Source organism: Rhodococcus oryzae (assembly GCF_005049235.1).
Lineage (GTDB): Bacteria > Actinomycetota > Actinomycetes > Mycobacteriales > Mycobacteriaceae > Rhodococcus_G > Rhodococcus_G oryzae.
Map to the genome: position 1 here is coordinate 72,603 of NZ_SUMD01000005.1, position 18,755 is coordinate 91,357.

The 18,755-nt window shown below is 70.0% G+C and carries 19 protein-coding genes and 1 riboswitch; of the genes, 5 read left to right on the plus strand and 14 right to left on the minus strand.

The window, feature by feature from the left end; all coding sequences use genetic code 11:
- Positions 1–97: 97 nt before the first annotated feature.
- Together FCG67_RS11790 and FCG67_RS11795 are read right to left on the minus strand one after the other, a co-directional pair.
- A complete protein-coding gene (locus FCG67_RS11790) occupies positions 98–1,483 on the minus strand; it encodes a class II 3-deoxy-7-phosphoheptulonate synthase (RefSeq protein ID WP_136910002.1) in 1,386 nt (461 codons plus the stop codon).
- Positions 1,484–1,534: 51 nt separating this feature from the next.
- On the minus strand, positions 1,535–2,026 hold the full coding sequence (locus tag FCG67_RS11795) for a polyadenylate-specific 3'-exoribonuclease AS (RefSeq protein ID WP_097212158.1): 492 nt from the start codon (positions 2,024–2,026) through the stop codon (positions 1,535–1,537).
- Positions 2,027–2,212: 186 nt separating this feature from the next.
- Between FCG67_RS11795 and FCG67_RS11800 the strand changes: the two genes are divergently transcribed.
- Both FCG67_RS11800 and FCG67_RS11805 read left to right on the plus strand, forming a co-directional pair.
- Positions 2,213–3,454 (plus strand): glycosyltransferase 87 family protein, encoded by a 1,242-nt coding sequence (locus FCG67_RS11800; RefSeq protein WP_246045052.1) that lies wholly within the window; start codon positions 2,213–2,215, stop codon positions 3,452–3,454.
- A 59-nt stretch (positions 3,455–3,513) separates the two neighbouring features.
- Positions 3,514–3,906, plus strand: coding sequence for a DUF4240 domain-containing protein (locus tag FCG67_RS11805; protein ID WP_136910003.1), 393 nt, complete (start codon positions 3,514–3,516; stop codon positions 3,904–3,906).
- On the opposite strand, the gene FCG67_RS11810 is transcribed toward FCG67_RS11805, so the two are convergent.
- The 6 genes from FCG67_RS11810 to FCG67_RS11835 form a co-directional block, all read right to left on the minus strand.
- Entirely contained in the window at positions 3,903–4,640 is a 738-nt protein-coding gene (locus FCG67_RS11810) for a lysophospholipid acyltransferase family protein (RefSeq protein WP_136910278.1), read from the minus strand. The two genes, FCG67_RS11805 and FCG67_RS11810, sit on opposite strands and share 4 nt — an antisense overlap.
- A gap of 120 nt (positions 4,641–4,760) precedes the next feature.
- The gene (locus FCG67_RS11815; protein ID WP_136910004.1) at positions 4,761–5,735 is read right to left on the minus strand and encodes an ROK family protein; all 975 of its coding nucleotides are present in this window, start codon (positions 5,733–5,735) and stop codon (positions 4,761–4,763) included.
- Between the two features lie 2 nt (positions 5,736–5,737).
- On the minus strand, positions 5,738–6,130 hold the full coding sequence (locus FCG67_RS11820) for a hypothetical protein (protein ID WP_136910005.1): 393 nt from the start codon (positions 6,128–6,130) through the stop codon (positions 5,738–5,740).
- Positions 6,127–7,407, minus strand: a complete 1,281-nt coding sequence (locus FCG67_RS11825; RefSeq protein ID WP_342775487.1) for an ArsA family ATPase — start codon at positions 7,405–7,407, stop codon at positions 6,127–6,129. Before FCG67_RS11825 ends, FCG67_RS11820 begins: the two co-directional genes overlap by 4 nt.
- Positions 7,383–7,820, minus strand: a complete 438-nt coding sequence (locus FCG67_RS11830; RefSeq protein WP_136910006.1) for an SRPBCC family protein — start codon at positions 7,818–7,820, stop codon at positions 7,383–7,385. Before FCG67_RS11830 ends, FCG67_RS11825 begins: the two co-directional genes overlap by 25 nt.
- Positions 7,821–7,938: 118 nt before the next feature.
- On the minus strand, positions 7,939–8,331 hold the full coding sequence (locus FCG67_RS11835; RefSeq protein ID WP_097212152.1) for a polyketide cyclase / dehydrase and lipid transport: 393 nt from the start codon (positions 8,329–8,331) through the stop codon (positions 7,939–7,941).
- A 115-nt stretch (positions 8,332–8,446) separates the two neighbouring features.
- Here FCG67_RS11835 and FCG67_RS11840 point away from each other — a divergent pair, with 115 nt between their 5' ends.
- Complete coding sequence (locus tag FCG67_RS11840; RefSeq protein WP_136910007.1) at positions 8,447–10,246, plus strand: AMP-dependent synthetase/ligase; 1,800 nt, start codon at positions 8,447–8,449, stop codon at positions 10,244–10,246.
- Between the two features lie 68 nt (positions 10,247–10,314).
- Here FCG67_RS11840 and FCG67_RS11845 read toward each other — a convergent pair whose 3' ends face one another.
- The 5 genes from FCG67_RS11845 to FCG67_RS11865 all read right to left on the minus strand — a co-directional run bounded on the left by FCG67_RS11845 (position 10,315) and on the right by FCG67_RS11865 (position 15,395).
- Positions 10,315–11,442: a glycosyltransferase family 4 protein gene (locus tag FCG67_RS11845; protein ID WP_136910008.1), complete on the minus strand. Its 1,128-nt coding sequence runs from the start codon at positions 11,440–11,442 to the stop codon at positions 10,315–10,317.
- 59 nt (positions 11,443–11,501) lie between these two features.
- Entirely contained in the window at positions 11,502–12,788 is a 1,287-nt protein-coding gene (locus tag FCG67_RS11850; RefSeq protein ID WP_425467831.1) for a hypothetical protein, read from the minus strand.
- A 77-nt stretch (positions 12,789–12,865) separates the two neighbouring features.
- Positions 12,866–13,918 carry a C40 family peptidase gene (locus FCG67_RS11855; RefSeq protein ID WP_136910009.1) on the minus strand — a complete coding sequence of 351 codons (1,053 nt, stop codon included), beginning with the start codon at positions 13,916–13,918 and terminating at the stop codon, positions 12,866–12,868.
- A 334-nt stretch (positions 13,919–14,252) separates the two neighbouring features.
- Entirely contained in the window at positions 14,253–14,819 is a 567-nt protein-coding gene (locus FCG67_RS11860) for an NlpC/P60 family protein (protein WP_077041951.1), read from the minus strand.
- 15 nt (positions 14,820–14,834) lie between these two features.
- Positions 14,835–14,999: riboswitch (cyclic di-AMP (ydaO/yuaA leader) on the minus strand.
- Between the two features lie 126 nt (positions 15,000–15,125).
- Complete coding sequence (locus FCG67_RS11865) at positions 15,126–15,395, minus strand: hypothetical protein (RefSeq protein ID WP_136910010.1); 270 nt, start codon at positions 15,393–15,395, stop codon at positions 15,126–15,128.
- Between the two features lie 138 nt (positions 15,396–15,533).
- On the opposite strand from FCG67_RS11865, the gene FCG67_RS11870 reads away from it, so the two are divergent.
- Both FCG67_RS11870 and FCG67_RS11875 read left to right on the plus strand, forming a co-directional pair.
- A complete protein-coding gene (locus FCG67_RS11870; protein WP_169310503.1) occupies positions 15,534–17,246 on the plus strand; it encodes a DEDD exonuclease domain-containing protein in 1,713 nt (570 codons plus the stop codon).
- Positions 17,247–17,344: 98 nt separating this feature from the next.
- A complete protein-coding gene (locus tag FCG67_RS11875) occupies positions 17,345–17,620 on the plus strand; it encodes an Lrp/AsnC family transcriptional regulator (RefSeq protein WP_077041953.1) in 276 nt (91 codons plus the stop codon).
- 58 nt (positions 17,621–17,678) lie between these two features.
- Here FCG67_RS11875 and trpD read toward each other — a convergent pair whose 3' ends face one another.
- Positions 17,679–18,713 carry an anthranilate phosphoribosyltransferase gene (gene trpD / locus FCG67_RS11880; protein WP_136910012.1) on the minus strand — a complete coding sequence of 345 codons (1,035 nt, stop codon included), beginning with the start codon at positions 18,711–18,713 and terminating at the stop codon, positions 17,679–17,681.
- Positions 18,714–18,755 lie beyond the last annotated feature (42 nt).

An 18,755-nucleotide genomic window follows, 5' to 3' on the forward strand; every position in this document is an offset into this window, starting at 1 on the left:
ATCGCCCCGACCGTATCGCCGGCCACCGACACCGTCGCTGAACGCAGAGCGGCCCGCACCCGGGCAGGGTGCGGGCCGCTGTGCGGGATCCGATGGCTCAGCCGCGCAGCATCTCCGCAACGAGGAAGGCCAGTTCGAGGGACTGCTGGGTGTTGAGCCGCGGGTCGCAGGCGGTCTCGTAGCGGCCGGACAGGTCCAGGTCGGAAATGTCCTGTGCGCCACCGAGGCACTCGGTGACGTTCTCGCCGGTCAGTTCGACGTGGATGCCGCCCGGGTGGGTGCCCAGCCCGTTGTGCACCTCGAAGAAGCCCTGCACCTCGTCGACGATCCGGTCGAAGTGCCGGGTCTTGTAGCCGGTGGACGCCTCGTGGGTGTTGCCGTGCATCGGGTCGCACTGCCAGATCACCTGGTGACCGGTGGCCTGCACCTTCTCGATGATCGCGGGCAGCAGGTCGCGCACCTTGCCGTTGCCCATCCGCGAGATCAGCGTCAGCCGGCCGGGCTTGTTCGTCGGGTCGAGCCGCTCGACGTACTCGACCGCCATCTCGGGGGTGGTGCTCGGGCCGATCTTGAGACCGATCGGGTTCGCGAGCATCTCGGCGAACGCGATGTGCGCGCCGTCGAGCTGGCGGGTCCGGTCGCCGATCCACAGGAAGTGCGCCGACAGGTCGTACAGCTTCGGGTGGTCATCGTCGTTGTCGAGCCGCAGCATCGCCCGCTCGTAGTCGAGGACGAGCGCCTCGTGGCTGGCGAAGATCTGCGCCTGGTGCAGGCTCGGATCCGTGACCCGGCACGCGTTCATGAACTGCAGGCCGCGGTCGATCTCGGCGGCGAGCGCCTCGTACCGGGCACCCGCAGGCGACGACGCGACGAACTCCCGGTTCCAGTCGTGCACCTTGTGCAGATCGGCCATGCCCGCGCCGGTGAGCGCGCGGACCAGGTTCATCGCGGCGCTCGCGTTCGCGTACGCGCGGACCAGCCGGGACGGGTCGTGGACCCGCACCGACTCCTCGGCGACGAGCGAGTTCACCATGTCGCCCCGGTACGACTGCAGCCCGAGCGAGTCGATGTTCGACGAGCGCGGCTTGGCGTACTGGCCGGCGATCCGCGCGACCTTGACGACCGGCAGGCTCGCGCCGTAGGTGAGCACGACGGCCATCTGCAGCAGGGTGCGGATGTTGCCCTTGATGTGCGGTTCGGTGTTGTCCGCGAACGTCTCCGCGCAGTCACCGCCCTGGAGCAGGAACGCCTCGCCCCTTGCGACCTCGGCGAGGTTGTTCTGCAGCGCCTCCACCTCGCTCGCGACCGTGATCGGCGGCACGCTCTCGAGCACGGTGCGCATCGCGGCGGCCCGGTCCTCGGGCCAGTTCGGCTGCTGGGCGGCGGGCTTGCTCAGCGCCTCATCGAGCCTCTGGCGCATCGCAGCGGGCAGCGGCGGAAGTTCGGGCAAGCGGTCGATCGGAACGTCGACAGTCCAGTTCACCAGTACAGGATATTCGCTCTGTCGAACGCGTCACGCAAAGGGGCCACCAATTCAGCGAATTGCGAGTGCTGCCCGGATCGCCTCGTACTTGACCAGGTTGTGCCTGGCGTCGGCCAGCGCGTCGTGCGCGTCGGCCGGAGCGGACGGCAACGCGGGCGACCCGCTGTCCTCCCAGTACTGGCGCAACTCACGGGTGAACCGCGGCAACGAACGCGGCAGCGCGGTCATGTCCCCCCACAACTGGCAGAGCGCGACGTGGTCGTACGCCGCGATCCAGGCCCACAGCTCCGGCGTGACACCGGGGCGCGGAACGAGGAACTTGAGCAGGTCGTCGCGGATCTGGGCGCGCGAGCGCCACAACGGCGAGGACGGCTGCGGGAGCTTAGGCAGGACGTTGGCTCGCACCCACTTCCCCGCCTTCGTGGGGTCGAACTCGGTGGAGACGGCATAGAACTCTCTGCCGTCTTCGGCGGCCACGCCGATCGAAACCAGGTCGATTGTGCGACCATCCTCGATGAACTCACAGTCGTAGAAGTAGCGCACCCGGGCAGACTATGCCGCCCGGCACTTCCCCACGACCACCGCCCCCGACCCGAAGGACAATTGGTGCCTGGCCAGGATCAGACCGCTCCCAGCGACCACGTGAGCACCGACACACCGGCAGCCGACACCTCGGCGGCACCAGCGGCGGACGACGCCGATCGGGAGCCTGCCGGCCCGGGAACGGGTATCCGGCGCCTCGTCGCCGGCCCCGCGGCCCGCGTGTGCATCCTGATCGCCGCGGCCATCGGCGTGATCTACAACCTCGTCGGCTTCCCCGGCCTACGGCATCTGGGCAGCTACTACCGGATCGACCTCGACGTGTACCGCATCGGCGGCACCGCGCTGGCGAACGGCGTCGGGCTCTACGGTCCGATGCCGCCGACCGAACTCGGCAAGTCGCTGCCGTTCACCTATCCCCCGCTCGCCGCGATCGTGTTCAGTCCGATGTCCGCGATCAGCCTCGGCGAGGCCAGCACCGCGCTGACCGTGCTCTCGCTAGTGCTGCTCTTCGCGACCGCGGTCGTGACCCTCACCTCCATCGGCGTGCTGCCCGAACGCACCCTGCTGTGGACGGCCGGGGCCGCGTTCGCCGGGGCGCTGGCGCTCGAACCGGTGTATTCCACCCTCGACTACGGCCAGATCAACATCGTGCTGATGGCCCTTGTCGCCGCCGATTGCCTGCTCAAGAAGACGCCGTGGCCGCGCGGAGCCCTGGTCGGTCTCGTCGCCGCGGTCAAACTCACGCCTGCGGTGTTCGTGCTGTACTTCCTGCTGCGCAAGGACCTCCGGGCCACCGCGGTCACCGCGGTGAGCTTCCTCGCGGGCACTGCCATCGGCTTCGCGGTCTCGTTCACCGACTCCAAGCAGTACTGGACAGACACCCTCATCGACTCCAACCGGATCGGCAGGCCCGCCTACCCCGCCAACCAGTCGATCACCGGCATGCTGGCCCGGCTCGGCCTCGATCCCTCGATCCGGACCCCGCTGTGGATCCTGGCGAGCGCGGCGGTCCTGGTCGTCACCGTGCTGGCCGCACGCCGGGCGCTGGCGGCGGGCATGCCCGCCCTCGCGCTCACCATGACGGCGCTGTTCGGACTTCTGGTCTCCCCGGTGTCGTGGTCACACCATTGGGTGTGGGTGGTCCCGACCCTGCTGATCCTGGGGCACCTCGCCTACACGCGCCGCAGCATCGGCTGGGCGCTCTGGGTCGCGGCGGGAATGGCGCTGTTCGTGGTGGCCCCGCACTGGCGACTGGCCCCCGGCCGGACCAGCGGCCTCGGCTGGCCGCTGTGGGATCAGTTCCTGGCCTCGTCGTACGTGTGGTGGGGCCTGGTGACGCTGGTGCTGGTCGCCGCGGTGGGTGTCACGGGCAGGGCGAAGCGGATCGCTGCGGACGAGCGGTCGCGGGTGCCCGCCGCGGTGGCCTAGCCGGCCGAGCCTCATCACTGTTGAATCGCCGGTCTGCTCGTCTGGAAAATTGGGAGGCCATGGCCCACGATGATCGCCACGACGGGGATTCCGACGTCGACTGGTTCTGGAACGTCATAGAGGAGGCCTCGCGGAGCCGTGATCACCTTCGCGAAATTCTTGGACGACTGCCGAAGGGCGCCGTCCACACGTTCCAAGACCTGTTCTTGGACTTCGCCGCCGAACTACAGGACGAGCCATATCGGTCGGATCTCGGGCACGACGAGTCTGAAGACGGCCTCGAAGACGCGGCGCACTGGGTCGTCAGCCAGGGGCGCGTGACATATGAAGCGGTCCTCGCAGGGCGTAGCCGGATGCCGGCACACGTCGACGTCGGTGATCCAGCCAGCTTCGGAGGGCTCGCTTACGAGGTCTACTACCACCGATTCGGGGAACCGCTGGACCTGATCTAGCTCGCCCGGGTGTCCGGGATCCGGTCGGCGGCGGGCGCGGGTGCGGGCGCGGCCGCCTCGGCGGGCTTGTTCTTGAGCGTGGCCGCGTAGATGTCGACGTACTCCTGACCGGAGAGCGCCATCAGCTTGTACATGACCTCGTCGGTGACCGCGCGCTCGACGAAGCGGTTCCCGCCCATGCCGTTGAAGCGCGAGAAGTCGATCGGCTCGCCGACCTTGATCACGATCTTCGCGAAACGCGGGAAGCGCGAGCCGATCGGGTTGAGCTTGTCGGTACCGATCATCGCGACCGGGATGACCGGAACGCCGGACTGCAGCGCCATCCGCGCCATCCCCGTCTTGCCCTTGTACAACCGGCCGTCCGGGGAACGGGTGCCCTCGGGGTAGATCCCCAGCAGCTTGCCGTCGCCGAGCACCTTCATGCCCGCGTTGAGCGCGTCCTGCGCCGCGTCGGCGCCGGTCCGGTCGATCGGCACCTGGCCGACCGCGGAGAAGAACCACCGCTGGAATCGGCCCTTGAGTCCGGTGCCGGTGAAGTACTCGCTCTTGGCCAGGAAGGTGATCCGGCGCGGCGAGCGCAGGGGCAGGTAGAACGAGTCCATCACGGCCTGGTGATTGCTGGCGAGAATCGCCGGACCATCACTCGGAATGTGTTCGGCGCCTTCGATGGTCGGGCGCCCGAGCACCAGCAGGATCGGTCCGAGAAAAATGTATTTGACCAGCCAGTACCACATGGCACCCTTCCCGAAGACATCCGTGCTCACGCTATGTTTCTCGTGTGATGACTGTACTCACGGCCGGTGCATGCGGTCCACCGGAGGGGCGCACCGTCCACGGTGCCCACGCGAGCAGGGTCAGGATTCCAGTTCCGTGCGAGCGAGTTCGGCAGCACCGATCATCCCCGCCGCCTCGCCGAGCTGGGTCGGCCTGATCCGGGCCAGCGGGCGATGCCCGGATCCGGTGATGAGCGTGGCGTAGTGCTCGCGCGCGTCGTCGAGGAAGAGCGGAGCCGAACTGGCCACGCCGCCTGCGATGACCACGAGGTCGGGGTCGTAGACATCGCTCACCATCGCCAGCCCGACACCCAACCAGCGCGCGAACTCCGCCATCGTCGCCATCGCGACCTTGTCGCCGTCCTGAGCCGCGCCCGCCACCCGGCGACCGGTCAGGCCCCCAGGGTTCCCTGCGACCTCGCGCGCCAGGATCGTCGACTCGGCGGGATTGGCGGCCAGCAACTCGATCGCGGTGTCCACTAGCGCGGTACCGCTGCAATACCGCTCCCAACAGCCGCGCTTGCCGCAGGCGCAGGCGCGTCCGCCGGACATCACCTGCACGTGCCCGAGTTCGGGCGCAACCCCGTGGCTACCGCGGTAGAGCTCGCCGCCGATCAGCAGGCCCGCACCGATCCCGGTCCCGATCGACATCATCAAGACGTTCTGCCCGCCTGCCGCGGCGCCGAACCGGTATTCGGCCCACGCCGCCGCATTGGCGTCGTGCTCGAGGATCACCGGCATGCCGAGGCGATCGCTGAGGTCGCGCGCGACCGGTGCGTCAACCCACGGCAGGTGCGGCGCGAAACGAACCGTGGACCGGTCCGGGGTGATGAAGCCCGCCACCGCGAGGCCGACCCCGCCGATCTCGTGCCGCCCGCAGAGCTCCCGGACCGCGCGGTCGAGCCCGTCCTCCAGCGCCTGCGCCGACCGCGGGGTCGGCGCGAACGTCGAGTCGAGCACCTGACCGTCGGCATCGACGACCGCCGCCCTGATGCTGGTTCCGCCGACGTCGATACCGATCGTGAGTGCGGTCCGACCGCGGGTGCGCGTGCCCATGGTCACCGATTGTGCTCGACCTGAACCGAGATCGGGACGAACTTCGGGCGAGCCCCCTGCGCCTCCGCGCCTGGAGCGGCCGTCGACCCGTCGGGCCCACCATCGGGGTCGGGATGCGCGCCGTGCTCGTCCAGGATCTGCCGGAGCAGGGCGAGCAGCACCGCGGCCTGCGAACCGAGCAGCGTGATGAGGTCGTGCTGCTCGCCTCGGGCCAGCGCCGCAAGCGCGCACACCGGGCACCAACTGCACCCGTACGGCCCCGGCTCGCCGCCGTCGGGATTCGCGGCGGCAGCGGCGGCCTCGGACGCCTTCTGCAGCAGCGGTTCCAGCCGATCGAACGCCGCGTGCGTGAGTGCCCGCAGCTCGGCGACCAGGTCCGCGTGATCGTCGCTCACAGCGGCCAGACCTGCGGATCGGGGCGGAACCGGACGACGAGGTCCCCGTCCTCGAACTGGGCGCCGACCGTGGTGCAACGGCGGAGCACGGACGCCAGCCTCACCCTGCGCCTGACCCCCGCCGCGCCGACCACCAGGTCGTCCTCGACCCTGCCGAGGGTCAGCGTGGACGGGTCGACCAGGGGCATGCGCAGTCGCAGCGCGTACACCGATTCCACCCCCGACCCTGACTCCAGTTCCACCCTCGCCCCCGTCGAATCGTCGTCCGCGGCGGTCAGCGGATCGACCCCGGCCGGATACAGCGCGTCGGCGAGCGCGGCGAGAGAGTCAAACCCTACCGGCTCGACGGCGTTCTCGTCGGCCGTGCGGACCGGCAGCCCACCGAGCGACGCCGCCAGCGAATCCAGCTGCGCACGCTCGCGATCCGCGCGCTCCGCATACCAGCGCAGGGCCGGACGGTCCACACCATCGGATGGAACCGGATCATGTTGCGGCAGAATCTTGTTCACGATCAGGCCATCGACTCGCACGCCGAGCACGGACATCGCCGCCGCGGTGTGCCGCGCCTCGGCCACGCCGACCGCATCCGCGGTGAGCACCATTCGCGCGCAGGTGTTCTGCCGGTCCGTGAGCATCGCCCGGACCGGCAGGGTGAAGTCACTGAGACGGTCGACGAGCAGCGCGGCCATCGCCTGCCAGCGCTGCGCGCCCGGCACCGTGGCCCTGAGGTGCCGGGGCCAGATCCGCTCGAGATAGTCGTGCACCATGTCCGGAACCGTCAGCAGACGCAGCAGTTCCCCGGTCGGCGGGCAGTCGACCAGCACGGCGTCCCAGTCCCCTCCGTGCGCGAGCCGGGCGACCTCGGCCAGCCCGAGCAACTCCTCGGCGCCGGGTAGTCCCGTCAGTTCCTGGGGGTCGGGCAGCGACAGCGCAGAACCGTGCTCGTGGTCGGTGCCGCTGGGGATCAGCGCCGACAGCGCGACCAGTCGATCCTCGAGCAGGGTCAGGGTGTCGAGCTCGAGCGCGTCGAACCCCTGGGCCACGGCGACGACGCCGGTGCCCGCCGCTGCCGCCGCGCCCTCCAGCGCGAGCACCTCGGTCAGCGAGTGCGCGCGATCGAGCGAGATGAGCAGGACGCGGTCTCCGGTGCGCGCCACCGCAATCGCGGTCGCGGCCGCCAGTGTCGTCTTCCCGACGCCACCCTTACCGATGAAGAACCGGATCTGGGTGTTCGCATCGGAGCCACGCCCGGTCAGCCTTCGACCCTCTTCTTCAATTCCTTGAGGGCGGTGTCGGTGATCGCCTTCTCGGCCTTGCGTTTGAACAGCCCGATCATCGGGATGTTCAGGTCGACGGTCAGCTCGTAGGTGACCGTGGTGGTCCCGTCCGGCTGGTCCTCGAGGGTGTACGAGCCGTCCTGCGACTTCTGGATCTCGGCGGAGGCCAGCGACCAGCGCACGGACTTTCCGTCCGACGCCCAGTCGAAGTCGAGTTCGTAGGTGTCCTTGACCATCCCGGCATCCAGCACGAACCGAACCCGCCGCGCGCGACCGTTCGCCCCGCGTGCGAGCACCTCGACTGACTTCGCCGCGGCCACCCACTCGGGGTACGCGTCGTAATCGGCGATCACGTCCATCACCCGACTCGACGGAGCCGCGATGGTGATCGACCTCTTGGTCTTGTCGGCCATACGACCAACGCTTCCTTTCACTCCAGGACAGCCACGAAGGCACTCGAACCCATCACACACGAAACAGATGTGCGCGCACAACGACGGGCCGCACCGCGCGACACCGTCGGGCGGGCGATCACCTGGGGGTCGGCGACTCTCCCGCCGGCCGACCGGCCTCGAGCTCGCGCTTGGTACCGAAGGCCATCACCTTGCCCGCCACGCGGCGCGCCCGGGTGAGGGCCCCGAGATCGAGCTCGGCCAGTTCCGCGGGACCGGCGCCGGTCGGCTCGGCGTGCAGGAAGTAGTGCACGATCGTGCCGTCGAGCTCCGGCTCCAGCCAGACCTCCATCGTTCCGGTCAACGCGCCCGTGACCGTCCAGCGAATCCCCTTCTCGCCTCGGTCCTCCCGCACGCTGATCTGGAGATCCGGCCACCAGCGGCGCCATTTCGACACCACGCCGATCGACTCCGCGACCGATGCCGGCGGCGCCGCGATGAAGGTCTGGTCCGAGACCTGAATGCTGCTCACCGGATTAGCTTCACACACTCCGCGCGGCGGGTGCGGGCCAGGGCCGATCAGCACGGGTTAAAGTGGAACCGCAGCAAAACCTACTCGTCAGTACACCGCAGTGCCGGAGGTCTTCGTGCGTGAATTCAGCGTTCCGTCAACTTTCACCATCCCTGAGGACGCGTCCGCCGTCGACTCGGTGTTCACCCATGCGGTGAACACGCCCAACCTGGCCGTCTTCACTCGGCTGACCGGCGGCACGTGGACCGATGTGTCCGCGGCCGAGTTCGCCGACCAGGTCACCGCGGTCGCCAAGGGCCTGATCGCTTTCGGCGTGCAGCCAGGCGATCGGGTCGCCCTGATGTCCTCGACCCGGTTCGAGTGGCAGCTCATCGACTTCGCGATCTGGGCCTCGGGCGGCGTCACCGTTCCGGTCTACGAGACCTCCGCCCCCGAGCAGGTGCGGTGGATCCTCGAGGATTCCGCCGCCGTCGCGCTGTTCGTCGAGAACGAGGGCCACACGAAGGCACTCGAGCAGGTCGCGGCCGAGTCCCCCGCGCTGCGCAAGATGCTGCAGATCGAGGGCGCGCCGGGAGCGGTGGCGGAGCTGATCGCGCTCGGCGCCGACGTCAGCGACGACGAGGTCCGATCCCGCGCCGACGCGCTCAAGGCGACCGACCCCGCGACCCTGATCTACACCTCCGGCACCACCGGTCGCCCCAAGGGCTGCCAGCTCACCCATTCCAACCTCATCGCCGAGTCGCGCGGCATCAGCACCTCCGGATTCGGCGAGCTGCTGCGCCCGGGCCGGCGCACCCTGATGTTCCTGCCGCTGGCGCACGTGCTCGCCCGCGCGGTCTCCCTCGCGGCCTTCGACGCGGGCGCCACCGTCGGCCACACCTCCGACATCCCGAACCTTGTCCCGACCTTCGGCACGTTCAAGCCCGACTTCATCCTGTCGGTGCCCCGGGTGTTCGAGAAGGTCTTCAACACCGCCCGCCAAAAGGCGCACGCCGAGGGCAAGGGCAAGATCTTCGACAAGGCCGCCGAGACCGCGGTCGAGTGGAGCGAGGCCCAGGACACCGGCGGCGCCGGCTTCGGCCTCAAGGTCAAGCACGCGGTGTTCGACAAGCTGGTGTACTCCAAGCTGCGCGCCGCGCTCGGCGGTCAGTGCCAGCTCGCGATCTCCGGCGGCGCCCCGCTCGGTGCCCGCCTCGGCCACTTCTTCCGTGGCATCGGCGTGACCATCTTCGAGGGCTACGGCCTGACCGAGACGACCGCGGCGGTGGCGGTGAATACGCCGGGCGGCCAGAAGGTGGGAAGCGTCGGAAGGCCGTTGGCCGGCAACGCGGTTCGCATCGCCGAGGACGGCGAGATCCTGCTGTCCGGGCCGGTGGTCTTCGGTGGCTACTGGCGCAACGAGGCGGCCAGCGCCGAGGCGCTCGAGGACGGCTGGTTCCACACCGGCGATCTCGGCTCGGTCGACGCCGAGGGCTACATCACGATCACCGGGCGCAAGAAGGAGATCATCGTCACCGCGGGCGGCAAGAACGTCGCGCCCGCCCAGCTCGAGGACCAGCTCCGCGCGCACCCGCTGATCAGCCAGGCGCTCGTCGTCGGCGACCAGAAGCCCTTCATCGGCGCCCTGATCACTGTCGACCCCGACGCGTGGACGGGCTGGAAGCAGCGCAACAGCAAGCCCGCCGAGGCCACCGTCGCCGATCTGATCGCCGATGCCGACCTGATCGCCGAGGTCGATGCGGCCATCGCGGAGGCCAACAAGTTGGTCTCGCACGCGGAGTCGATCAAGAAGTACCGGATCCTGCCGGTGGACTTCACCGAGGAGACCGGCGAGCTCACTCCGACGCTCAAGCTCAAGCGGAATGTCATCCACCAGAGCTTCGCGAACGACATCGAGGCCATCTACGCCAAGTAGGCGGCTCCGCCGCCTGTGCGCGGTTGACGAGTGCTGGCACTCGTCAACCGCGCACGGGCGCGTAGCGCCTAGTGCAGCAGGCCGCTGAGCTTGGCTGCCAGCGCATCCCAGCGCCACTGCTCGGTCACCCACACGCGGCCTGCGGCGCCCATGGCGGCTGCGCGGTCGCGGTCGGCGAGCACCGAGATCACCGAGTCGGCCACCTGCCGAACCGATCGCCCGTCGACGACGTGCCCGGTCTCGTTCTCCCGCACCGTTTCCGGCGCTCCACCGGATCGACCGGCGATCACGGGGACCCCCGAGGCCGAGGCCTCGAGGAACACGATGCCCAGCCCCTCGACGTCGAGGCCGGCTCCCCTGGTCCGGCACGGCATCGCGAAGACATCGGCGATCGTGTGGTGCGCCGCGAGCTCGGCGGACGGCACGGTGCCCGTGAACACCACGTGCTCCTCCATCCCGGTCTCCTTGGCCAGCGCGTGGAGTCGGCCCTGGTACGGGCCGCCGCCGACGATGACGAGCACCGCGCCGTCGATGGACTCACGGATCCGCGGCAGCGCCCGGATCAGCACGTCCTGGCCCTTGCGCGGGACCAGCCGGGACAGGCACAGCACGGTCGGACGGTCGCCCAGCCCGTATCGCGCCCGCAGCTCCGCCCTGGCCGACGGGTCGGGTCGGAACACCTCGGTGTCGACACCGGGCGGCAGGTGCTCGAGCGCGGCGTCGGCTCCGAACGCGGACGCGAACCGGCCGCGCGTGTACTTGCTGACGAAGGTGACGGTGTCCGTGGTGTTCCCGATCCGGCCCAGCGCCTGCCTGGCGCCCGGCAACATCGACCAGCCGACCTCGTGTCCGTGCGTGCTGGCCACGACCCGCTCGGCGCCGGCCCGGCGCAGCCCGGGGGCGAGCAGCGCCAGCGGGGCCGCCGCGCCGAACCACACGCTGTCGCATTCGCGCGAGCGCACCAGCTTGGCCGCCCGGCGGGCCACCAGCGGCGTGGGCAGCATCAGCGTCGTGGGGTGGCGGACCACCTCGAACGGCTGACGCGCGTCGAACTTCTTGTGGCTGTCACCCCGCCAGCGCGGGGCGTACACCACCAACTCGTCGGCGGGCAGCGCGTTCGCAAAGGACTGGAGGTAGGACTGGATGCCTCCCGGTCGGGGCGGAAAGTCATTCGTCACCAACAGGGTTCGGCGCATGGGTTCACCGTAATTGCCGGACACGGGCGGCCGCTGCGCAGGGTCGGGTCGGCCGGCTCTCAGTCGAGGCCCTCGGCGACCCAGCGGCCCCAGTCGGTCACGAACTCGGACGCGGAGAGCCCGACGGCCTCGTGCAGCTTCACATCGAGCTCGTGGCTGTCGACGGGTCCGGTCGCCAGGTCCACGTACAGCTCGCGCAGCGTCGGCTCGTCGAACCGGTCGGCGACATACGCCGACACGGACCAGGCCAGCTCGTACGCCGCCTGAGCGCGCTCCCCGCCTGCCGTGAAGTCCGCGTCGACGGGCAGCCGCGTCGGGGGCCCGTGCGCGACGACCGCCGCCGCCAGGATCGGCGCGGCCCGACCGACGGGAGCATCGGCATCGCGGTGACCGGCGTAGTCGGCGAAGCCCTCCAGCATCCACATCGGCGATCCGTCGGTGGTCGCGGCGCGGGCGGCCACGTGGGTGAGCTCGTGCCGCAACACCGAGTGCCGGGTGTCCTCGTCGAGTCGCTCCGACGCGGCCGGGCTGAACACGACGCGCTGGCCCGTCGCGGAGTCGGCCCCTGGCTCGACGACGTCCGAGACCGCGACCGCGGCGATATCGGAACCGCTGTGGTCCGCTCCGACCTGTTCCATGAACTCCTCCTGGGAGGAGCTGACGACGACCAGCGCCCGCTGCGACCACTCCGGGCCCCACAGTTCGGTCACCGAGGACACCGCGTCCGCGAGATCCGCCGCGATCGCGTCGATCAACTCCTCCTGATCGGAGTGACCGAGCACCACCGACGAGCGCGAACCGGTCTCCACCTCTCGCACGACAACCGAACCGAAATCCCAAGGGCCCCGCCAGGTATGGCGTCCGTACTCGGGGAGTGACCGGTCGGAGACCAGCGTCCAGTTCTCCCCCCGCCTGGCGACGATCAGCGAGACGGGCTTGCGCGTGGAACCGGCATCCGCGCCCTCGATGGCGTAGCGCAGGTACGCGGGCACCGCCCACACGTCGGTGGCGTCGAGCTGCTCGGCCAGGTCCGTCGGGACCGGCGTCTCGGGGTCGGATCCGATCTCATAGCCCCAGTCCGCCAGCGGCACCGCGGCGAGATGCTCGCTGCGGCGGATCTCGGAGGCGAGGAACTCGGGCGCAGCGGAGCGGTCGAACAGCGCGGCGAGCGCGGCGGGGTCACCACCCCTCACCGCGCCCGCCCAGCGGTTCAGGAGGTCCTGAACGCCCGCGCGGCGCGCCTGTTCGTACGGGTTGGCGCTGGTGGCGCTGTCGGAACCACGTCGATCCGGCTCGGCCGGCTGCGACCGGGCCGTCAACGCGCCGACCGCGACGACGGCGAGCAGCAACCCCCCGAGCGCAGCCGCCTCCCATGTCCGGATCCGACGCCGTGGCTGCCGCGGCGGGACGTCCGGTATGCCGTTCAGTACCTTCTGGCGCCGTAGAACGGGTACGCGTCCATCGGCGCGACCTTGACCGGAACACCGAAGGTGGACGCGTGCAGGATGTTGCCGTTGCCCGCGTACATGCCGACGTGCGAGATGTCGGGGTAGAACAGCACCAGGTCGCCCGGCTGCAGCTCGGAACGCGAGACCGGGATCCCGCCCGCGGCCTGGGCCTGGCTCGAACGCGGCAGCGTCTTGCCGACCTGCTTGTAGGCCCACACCATCAGGCCGGAGCAGTCGAAGGAATCCGGACCGGTGGCGCCCCAGACGTACGGCTTGCCGACCTTCGTCATGCCTGCCTGCAGCGCGCCGGAGTTCGACCCTGGCACGAGACCCTTGAGCAGCGTCTGCGGATCGAATCCGGGAGGGAACGGGCTACCGGCGAGGGTGGCCCGCTCCGAACCGCTGAGCGCGCCGAACGCCTGGGTGACCTGCGCGATCTGGGCCTGCAGGTCGCTCTGCTTGTTCTGCAGGTCGTCGCTGATCGACCTGGCCTGCTCGGTGGCGGTGCGCGCGGCGTCGGCGGACTGGCGCGAGGCCTCGGCCGCGGTGGCGGCCTCGTCGGTGGCCTGCTTGAAGTGGCCGACCTGGGCCGCGGTGTCCTCGGAGAGCACGCTGAGCGTGGACATCTGGTCGAGGAGTTGCTGCGGGGAATCGGAGACCATCACCGCGAACAGTCGATTGACGCGGGCGCCCTGGTAACTGGCCGTCGTGAGCTTGTCGACCGCGGGCTGGAACTGCGCGATCCTGGCCTTCGCCTCGGCCAACAGGTTCTCGTCGGCGGCGTGCCTGGACTCGGCGTCGCGCTGGACGGCGGTCTTGGACTCGAGGTCGATCTGGGCGTTGTGCAACGCCTCGCTGGTCTGCTCGGACGTGCGGGAGAGTTCGGAGAGCTTCTCGAGCGCGGCTGTCGGATTCTCCAGCGCGGGATCCGCGGCTGCGGTGCCCGCGGGGACCACGACTGCTGCGAGGGACAGCAGGCCCGTTGCCAGCACTGCGCTGGTAGATCGCTTCAGTCTCTGTGACGCCACGAAAGCTGGTACTCCGTTCTTCCACTGCCCGTCGGCCGGATTGGCTGACGGGTCGGGCTGGGAAGATCAGCCCTGCCCCACGAACCGAGGTCCGAGCGGGAGATTCACCCCGGCGACTCCGTCTCCGGCGCCGGACCGGCGCCTGCGGCGCCCAGGTCCTGCGTGGTGGTGCCCTCCGATGCCGCGCCGGGTGACGCGGCAAGATTTCGGAAGGTCTCAGACAGGTTACGGAATGGCATACGAGGATGTCCACCCAACCTGCCGAGGCATTTTCCGCTCACCCCGAGAGCCGCGCGACAGGCGCAGACCCACCACGAGAGTTCGTGCGCGGCGCTCAGTAGCGGCGGGCGCCGTCCATCGGCATGGACGACAGCGGCGCGCGCTTGACCGGGGTACCGGAGGTCGCGGCGTGGATGACCTCGCCGTTGCCCGCGTAGATGCCCGAGTGCGAGCCACCGTAGAAGGAGACCACGTCGCCCGGCTTGAGGGCGGACGTGGAGACCGGCGTACCGGCCGAAGCCTGGTCGTAGCTGGTGCGCGGCAGGTTGATGCCCGCCTGCTTGAAGGCCCACTGCACGAGGCCCGAGCAGTCGAAGGAGTCCGGGCCCGAGGCGCCGTACACGTAGGGCGAACCGATCTTGCTCGCGGCGGCCTGAACGGCCTTGTCACCTGCGGAGACCAGCGGCGCGGGGGCCGGCGCACCGGGCGCACCGGGCAGGGCCGGGAGGCCGGGGACCTGGATGGTCTGGGCAGGCACACCCGGGATGTCGAACGTTCCGATGCCAGAGATCGTGACGGGCTCGGCGAGGGCCGGGCCTGCAGAGACTGCGATGGCACCGAAGGTCAGCGCGCTGGCAACGGCAATGCGTCGCACCGAACGCTGGGTAGTGGATGAAGCCACGAGAAGGGGTACTCCGTTTCTTCCGTTCATCCGCCGACCGAGTTAGCTGACGGGTTCGGGCTGGGAAGATCAGCCCTACCCGGCGGCACGCATGTCGCGCTCCGACGGGATTCACCCCAGAGAAACTTGGGTTCCCGGCACGATCGCTCTCACGAGTGATCGATTAGGCGGTACCTGGCGATGCCGCACCGGATGGTGTGGCAAGACTCCGCTAGGTCTCAGGAAGATTACGAAAGCGTGGAGCGCCTGTCGACCCAACACGCCCGACCACTCGGCCGATTCGGACATATCGCCCACAAATGGGCGCTAGGCCACTCTCGGGTCACGGACAGATAACGACCGACCGGTCTGCGTGACATCCGCGGCACGCACCAACCGAAGCCTCGGCACCAGCCCGACATCGGCGAGCACGTCCAGAGCGACCCGTTCGTCCTGCTCAATACTGATACGGGCCGACCCTGCCGAGTCCCCTGCCCGCTCCCCCGCCCGGGCACCGGGCAGACCGAGCAGCACCGTCACCACGCAGTCGCCGCACGCGGTATCGCGAACCTCGCAGTCGTTGCAATCGACAATCACTGTGATCCTCGTCTCTACCGGTGGCCTCGCGGCGTTTCGGAGACCTCTGCGACGGAAACTAGCGGCGCGGTCCGACACGGACTGCGCGACGGCTGCGACAGGTTGGCCCTGTCGGTGGCCGCACCTAGCCTCAGCCGGGTGAGCCCGCAGAGTCCGCCCTACGCCCAGCTGAGCTTCGACGAGCTCGATACGCCACTGCGGGACACCACCTTCGTCGTCGTGGACCTGGAGACCACGGGCAGCGCGCCGGGCGAGGACGCGATCACGGAGATCGGTGCGGTCAAGATCCGTGGCGGCGAGGTCATCGGCGAGCTGTCCACCCTCGTCGACCCCGGCCGCTCGATGCCCCCGTACATCGTCGAGCTGACCGGGATCACCTCCGCCATGCTGATCGGGGCACCGCGAATCGAGCGGGTGCTCCCGAGCTTCCTGGAGTTCGCACGGGGGTCCGTCCTTGTCGCCCACAACGCGCCCTTCGACATCGGCTTCCTCAAGTCCGCCACGGCCCGCTGCGAGCTGCCCTGGCCGCCGTTCCAGGTGTTGTGCACCGTCAAGCTGGCCCGCCGGGTGCTCGGTCGGGACGAAGCACCCTCGGTGAAGCTCTCGGCCCTCGCCGCCCTCTTCGACGTCAGCACCAAGCCCACCCACCGGGCCCTGGACGACGCCAGGGCGACGGTGGAGGTGCTGCACGGGCTCATCGAACGGGTCGGCAACCTGGGCGTGCACAGTTACCCGGAGCTGGTCGACTACCTCCCCAACGTCTCCGCCGCACAGCGCGGCAAGCGCGGGCTCGCCGCACACCTCCCCCGCACCCCGGGCGTCTACCTGTTCCGAGGCCCGTCCGACGAGGTGCTCTACGTCGGCACCGCGGTCAACCTGCAGCGCCGGGTGCGCGGCTACTTCACGGGATCAGAGACCCGCGCACGGATGAAGGAGATGGTGGCGCTGGCCACCAGGGTCGACCACGTCGAGTGCGCGCACGCCCTCGAGGCGTCGGTGCGCGAACTCCGACTGCTGGGCGCGCACGCCCCTCCCTATAACCGGCGTTCGAAGTTCCCCCGCCGGGCGTGGTGGATCACCCGCACCGCCGAGCCGTTCCCCCGGCTCGCGATCTCGCGCAGCGCGACCTCCGACGCCCTCGGCCCCTTCGGTACCCGCGCGGACGCGGCGGAGGTCGCCGCGACCATCGCCGACATCTGCCGAATCAGGACGTGCACCAAGAGAATTCGCGACGACCAGCCCCACGGGCCCGACTGTCCGGACAGTGCGGTCGGCGGTTGCCCCGCCGGGGGCACGCCACAGAGCGCGGCCGAGTACCGACGCGCACCGGACACCGCGCACGCGCTCTTCAGGGGAACCGACGATGCGCCGCTGCACGGGCTCCGTGCCCGGATCGAAGAACTCGCCGCGGCCGAACTGTTCGAGAGTGCCGCGCGGCTCCGTGACCGCACCACGGCCCTGGCGCTCGCGCTCCGCCGGGCTCAGCGCCTCGCGAGCCTCGCCGCCGTCGACGAGCTGGTCGCCGCGCGACCCTCGCCTTCCGGCGGCTGGGAGCTGGCGGTGATCCGGGCAGGCAGGCTCGCCTCCGCAGGGATGGCGGAGCGCGGCGTGCCTCCGATGCCGGTCGTCGAGGCGCTCACCCTGGCGGCCGAGACCGTGATCGAGGAGCCGTCACCGCTGCGGGGCGCCACGGCGGGCGAGGCCGGGCTCATCGCCGGCTGGCTCGAGACGCCGGGGGTCCGGATCGTGCGCGCGAGCCACGGATACGCCGAACCCGCGCGCGGCGGTGGCGGCTGGCTGCAGTGGTGCGCGGTGGCGCGGGGCGCCGCCGCCGCGGCAGGCACCGCCTAGGGTGACAGGGGAAAGAACAGAGTCGGACGCCCGTCTATGGACAAGGACCCACACGGCCCTTCCCTATAGATAGGACGCCACCGCAGCCAAGGAGCGAGATGATCAACGCCATCGTCCTCATTCACGCCAAAGCGAACCGGATCCCGGAGACCGCGCAGGCGGTGGCCGACATCGCCGGGGTGTCCGAGGTCTATTCGTGCGCGGGCGATGTCGACCTGATCGCCATCGTGAAGGTCCGAGACCACGCCCAGATCGCCGAGGTGGTCACCGGCGCGATCAACAAGGTGGACGGCGTCGAGCAGACGACGACCCACATCGCCTTCCGCTCCTACGCCAGCGCCGACGTCGAGGCCGCCTTCTCCATCGGCGAGTGATTCGGGGCGGGGACCGCCGTTCGGTTCGACTGACGGCGGTTCCCGCACCCGGCGGGCGTCAGTCCGCCAGTTCGGTGGAGACCGTGACCCACCGGTCGAGCAGCGCAGCCGCGTCGCCACTGTCGATCGCGCGTACGGCCCGCTCGAGGCCCGCACGCAGGGCGCTGTCGAGCTCGCCCGACAGACCGCTGTGGGCGGCGATCGCGCCTGCCGCGTTCAGGATCACCGCGTCGTGCACGGCGCCGCGCTCGCCGCCGAGCACCGCCCGCGCGATCACCGCGTTCGCCTCGGCGTCCCCGCCACGCAGGGCCGACAGTGGCACCCGCTCGATCCCGAGTGCCGTCGGGTCGATGCTGTCCTCGCGCACCTGCCCACCCGACACGACGTACGCCGTGCTGGTGGTCGAGGTGGTGATCTCGTCGAGTCCGTCGTCGCCCCGCACCACCAGTGCGCTGCTGCCCCGCCGCGCCAGGACCCCCGCCACCACGGGCTGCAGGTCCGCGAAGGCACAGCCGATCAGGCCTGCTCGCGGCCGCGCGGGGTTGGTCAGCGGCCCCAGCACGTTGAACACCGTCGGGATGCCGATCTCCTTGCGCGGACCCGCGGTGAACCGGAACGCGGGATGAAAGGTCGGCGCGAAGCAGAACCCGATCCCCACCTCCCGCACGCACCGCGCGACGGCATCCGGGCTCAGGTTGATCCGGACTCCGAGCGCCTCGAGCACGTCGGCGCCGCCGCTCTTCGAGGACGCGGCCCGGTTTCCGTGCTTGACCACCCGGATGCCCGCGGCAGCGACCACGACCGAGGCCATCGTGGAGATGTTCACGGTCTGCTGCCGGTCACCGCCGGTGCCGACGACATCCACCGCGTCACCGTCGACATCGATCGTGCGCGCGTGCGCGAGCATCGCGTCGGCGATGCCGGTCACCTCCGCCGGGGTGGGGCCCTTCATCTTCAGTGCGATGCCGAACGCCGCGATCTGCGCGGAGGTGGCGTTGTCCGACATGATCTCGTCCATCGCCCACGACGCGGTCCCCGGATCGAGATCGCGTCCGTCCGTCAGCGCACCGAGCACCTCTGGCCAACTCCCCATCGCAACCGCCTCTTCCGTCGCCGTCAGCACAATCGAAGACGA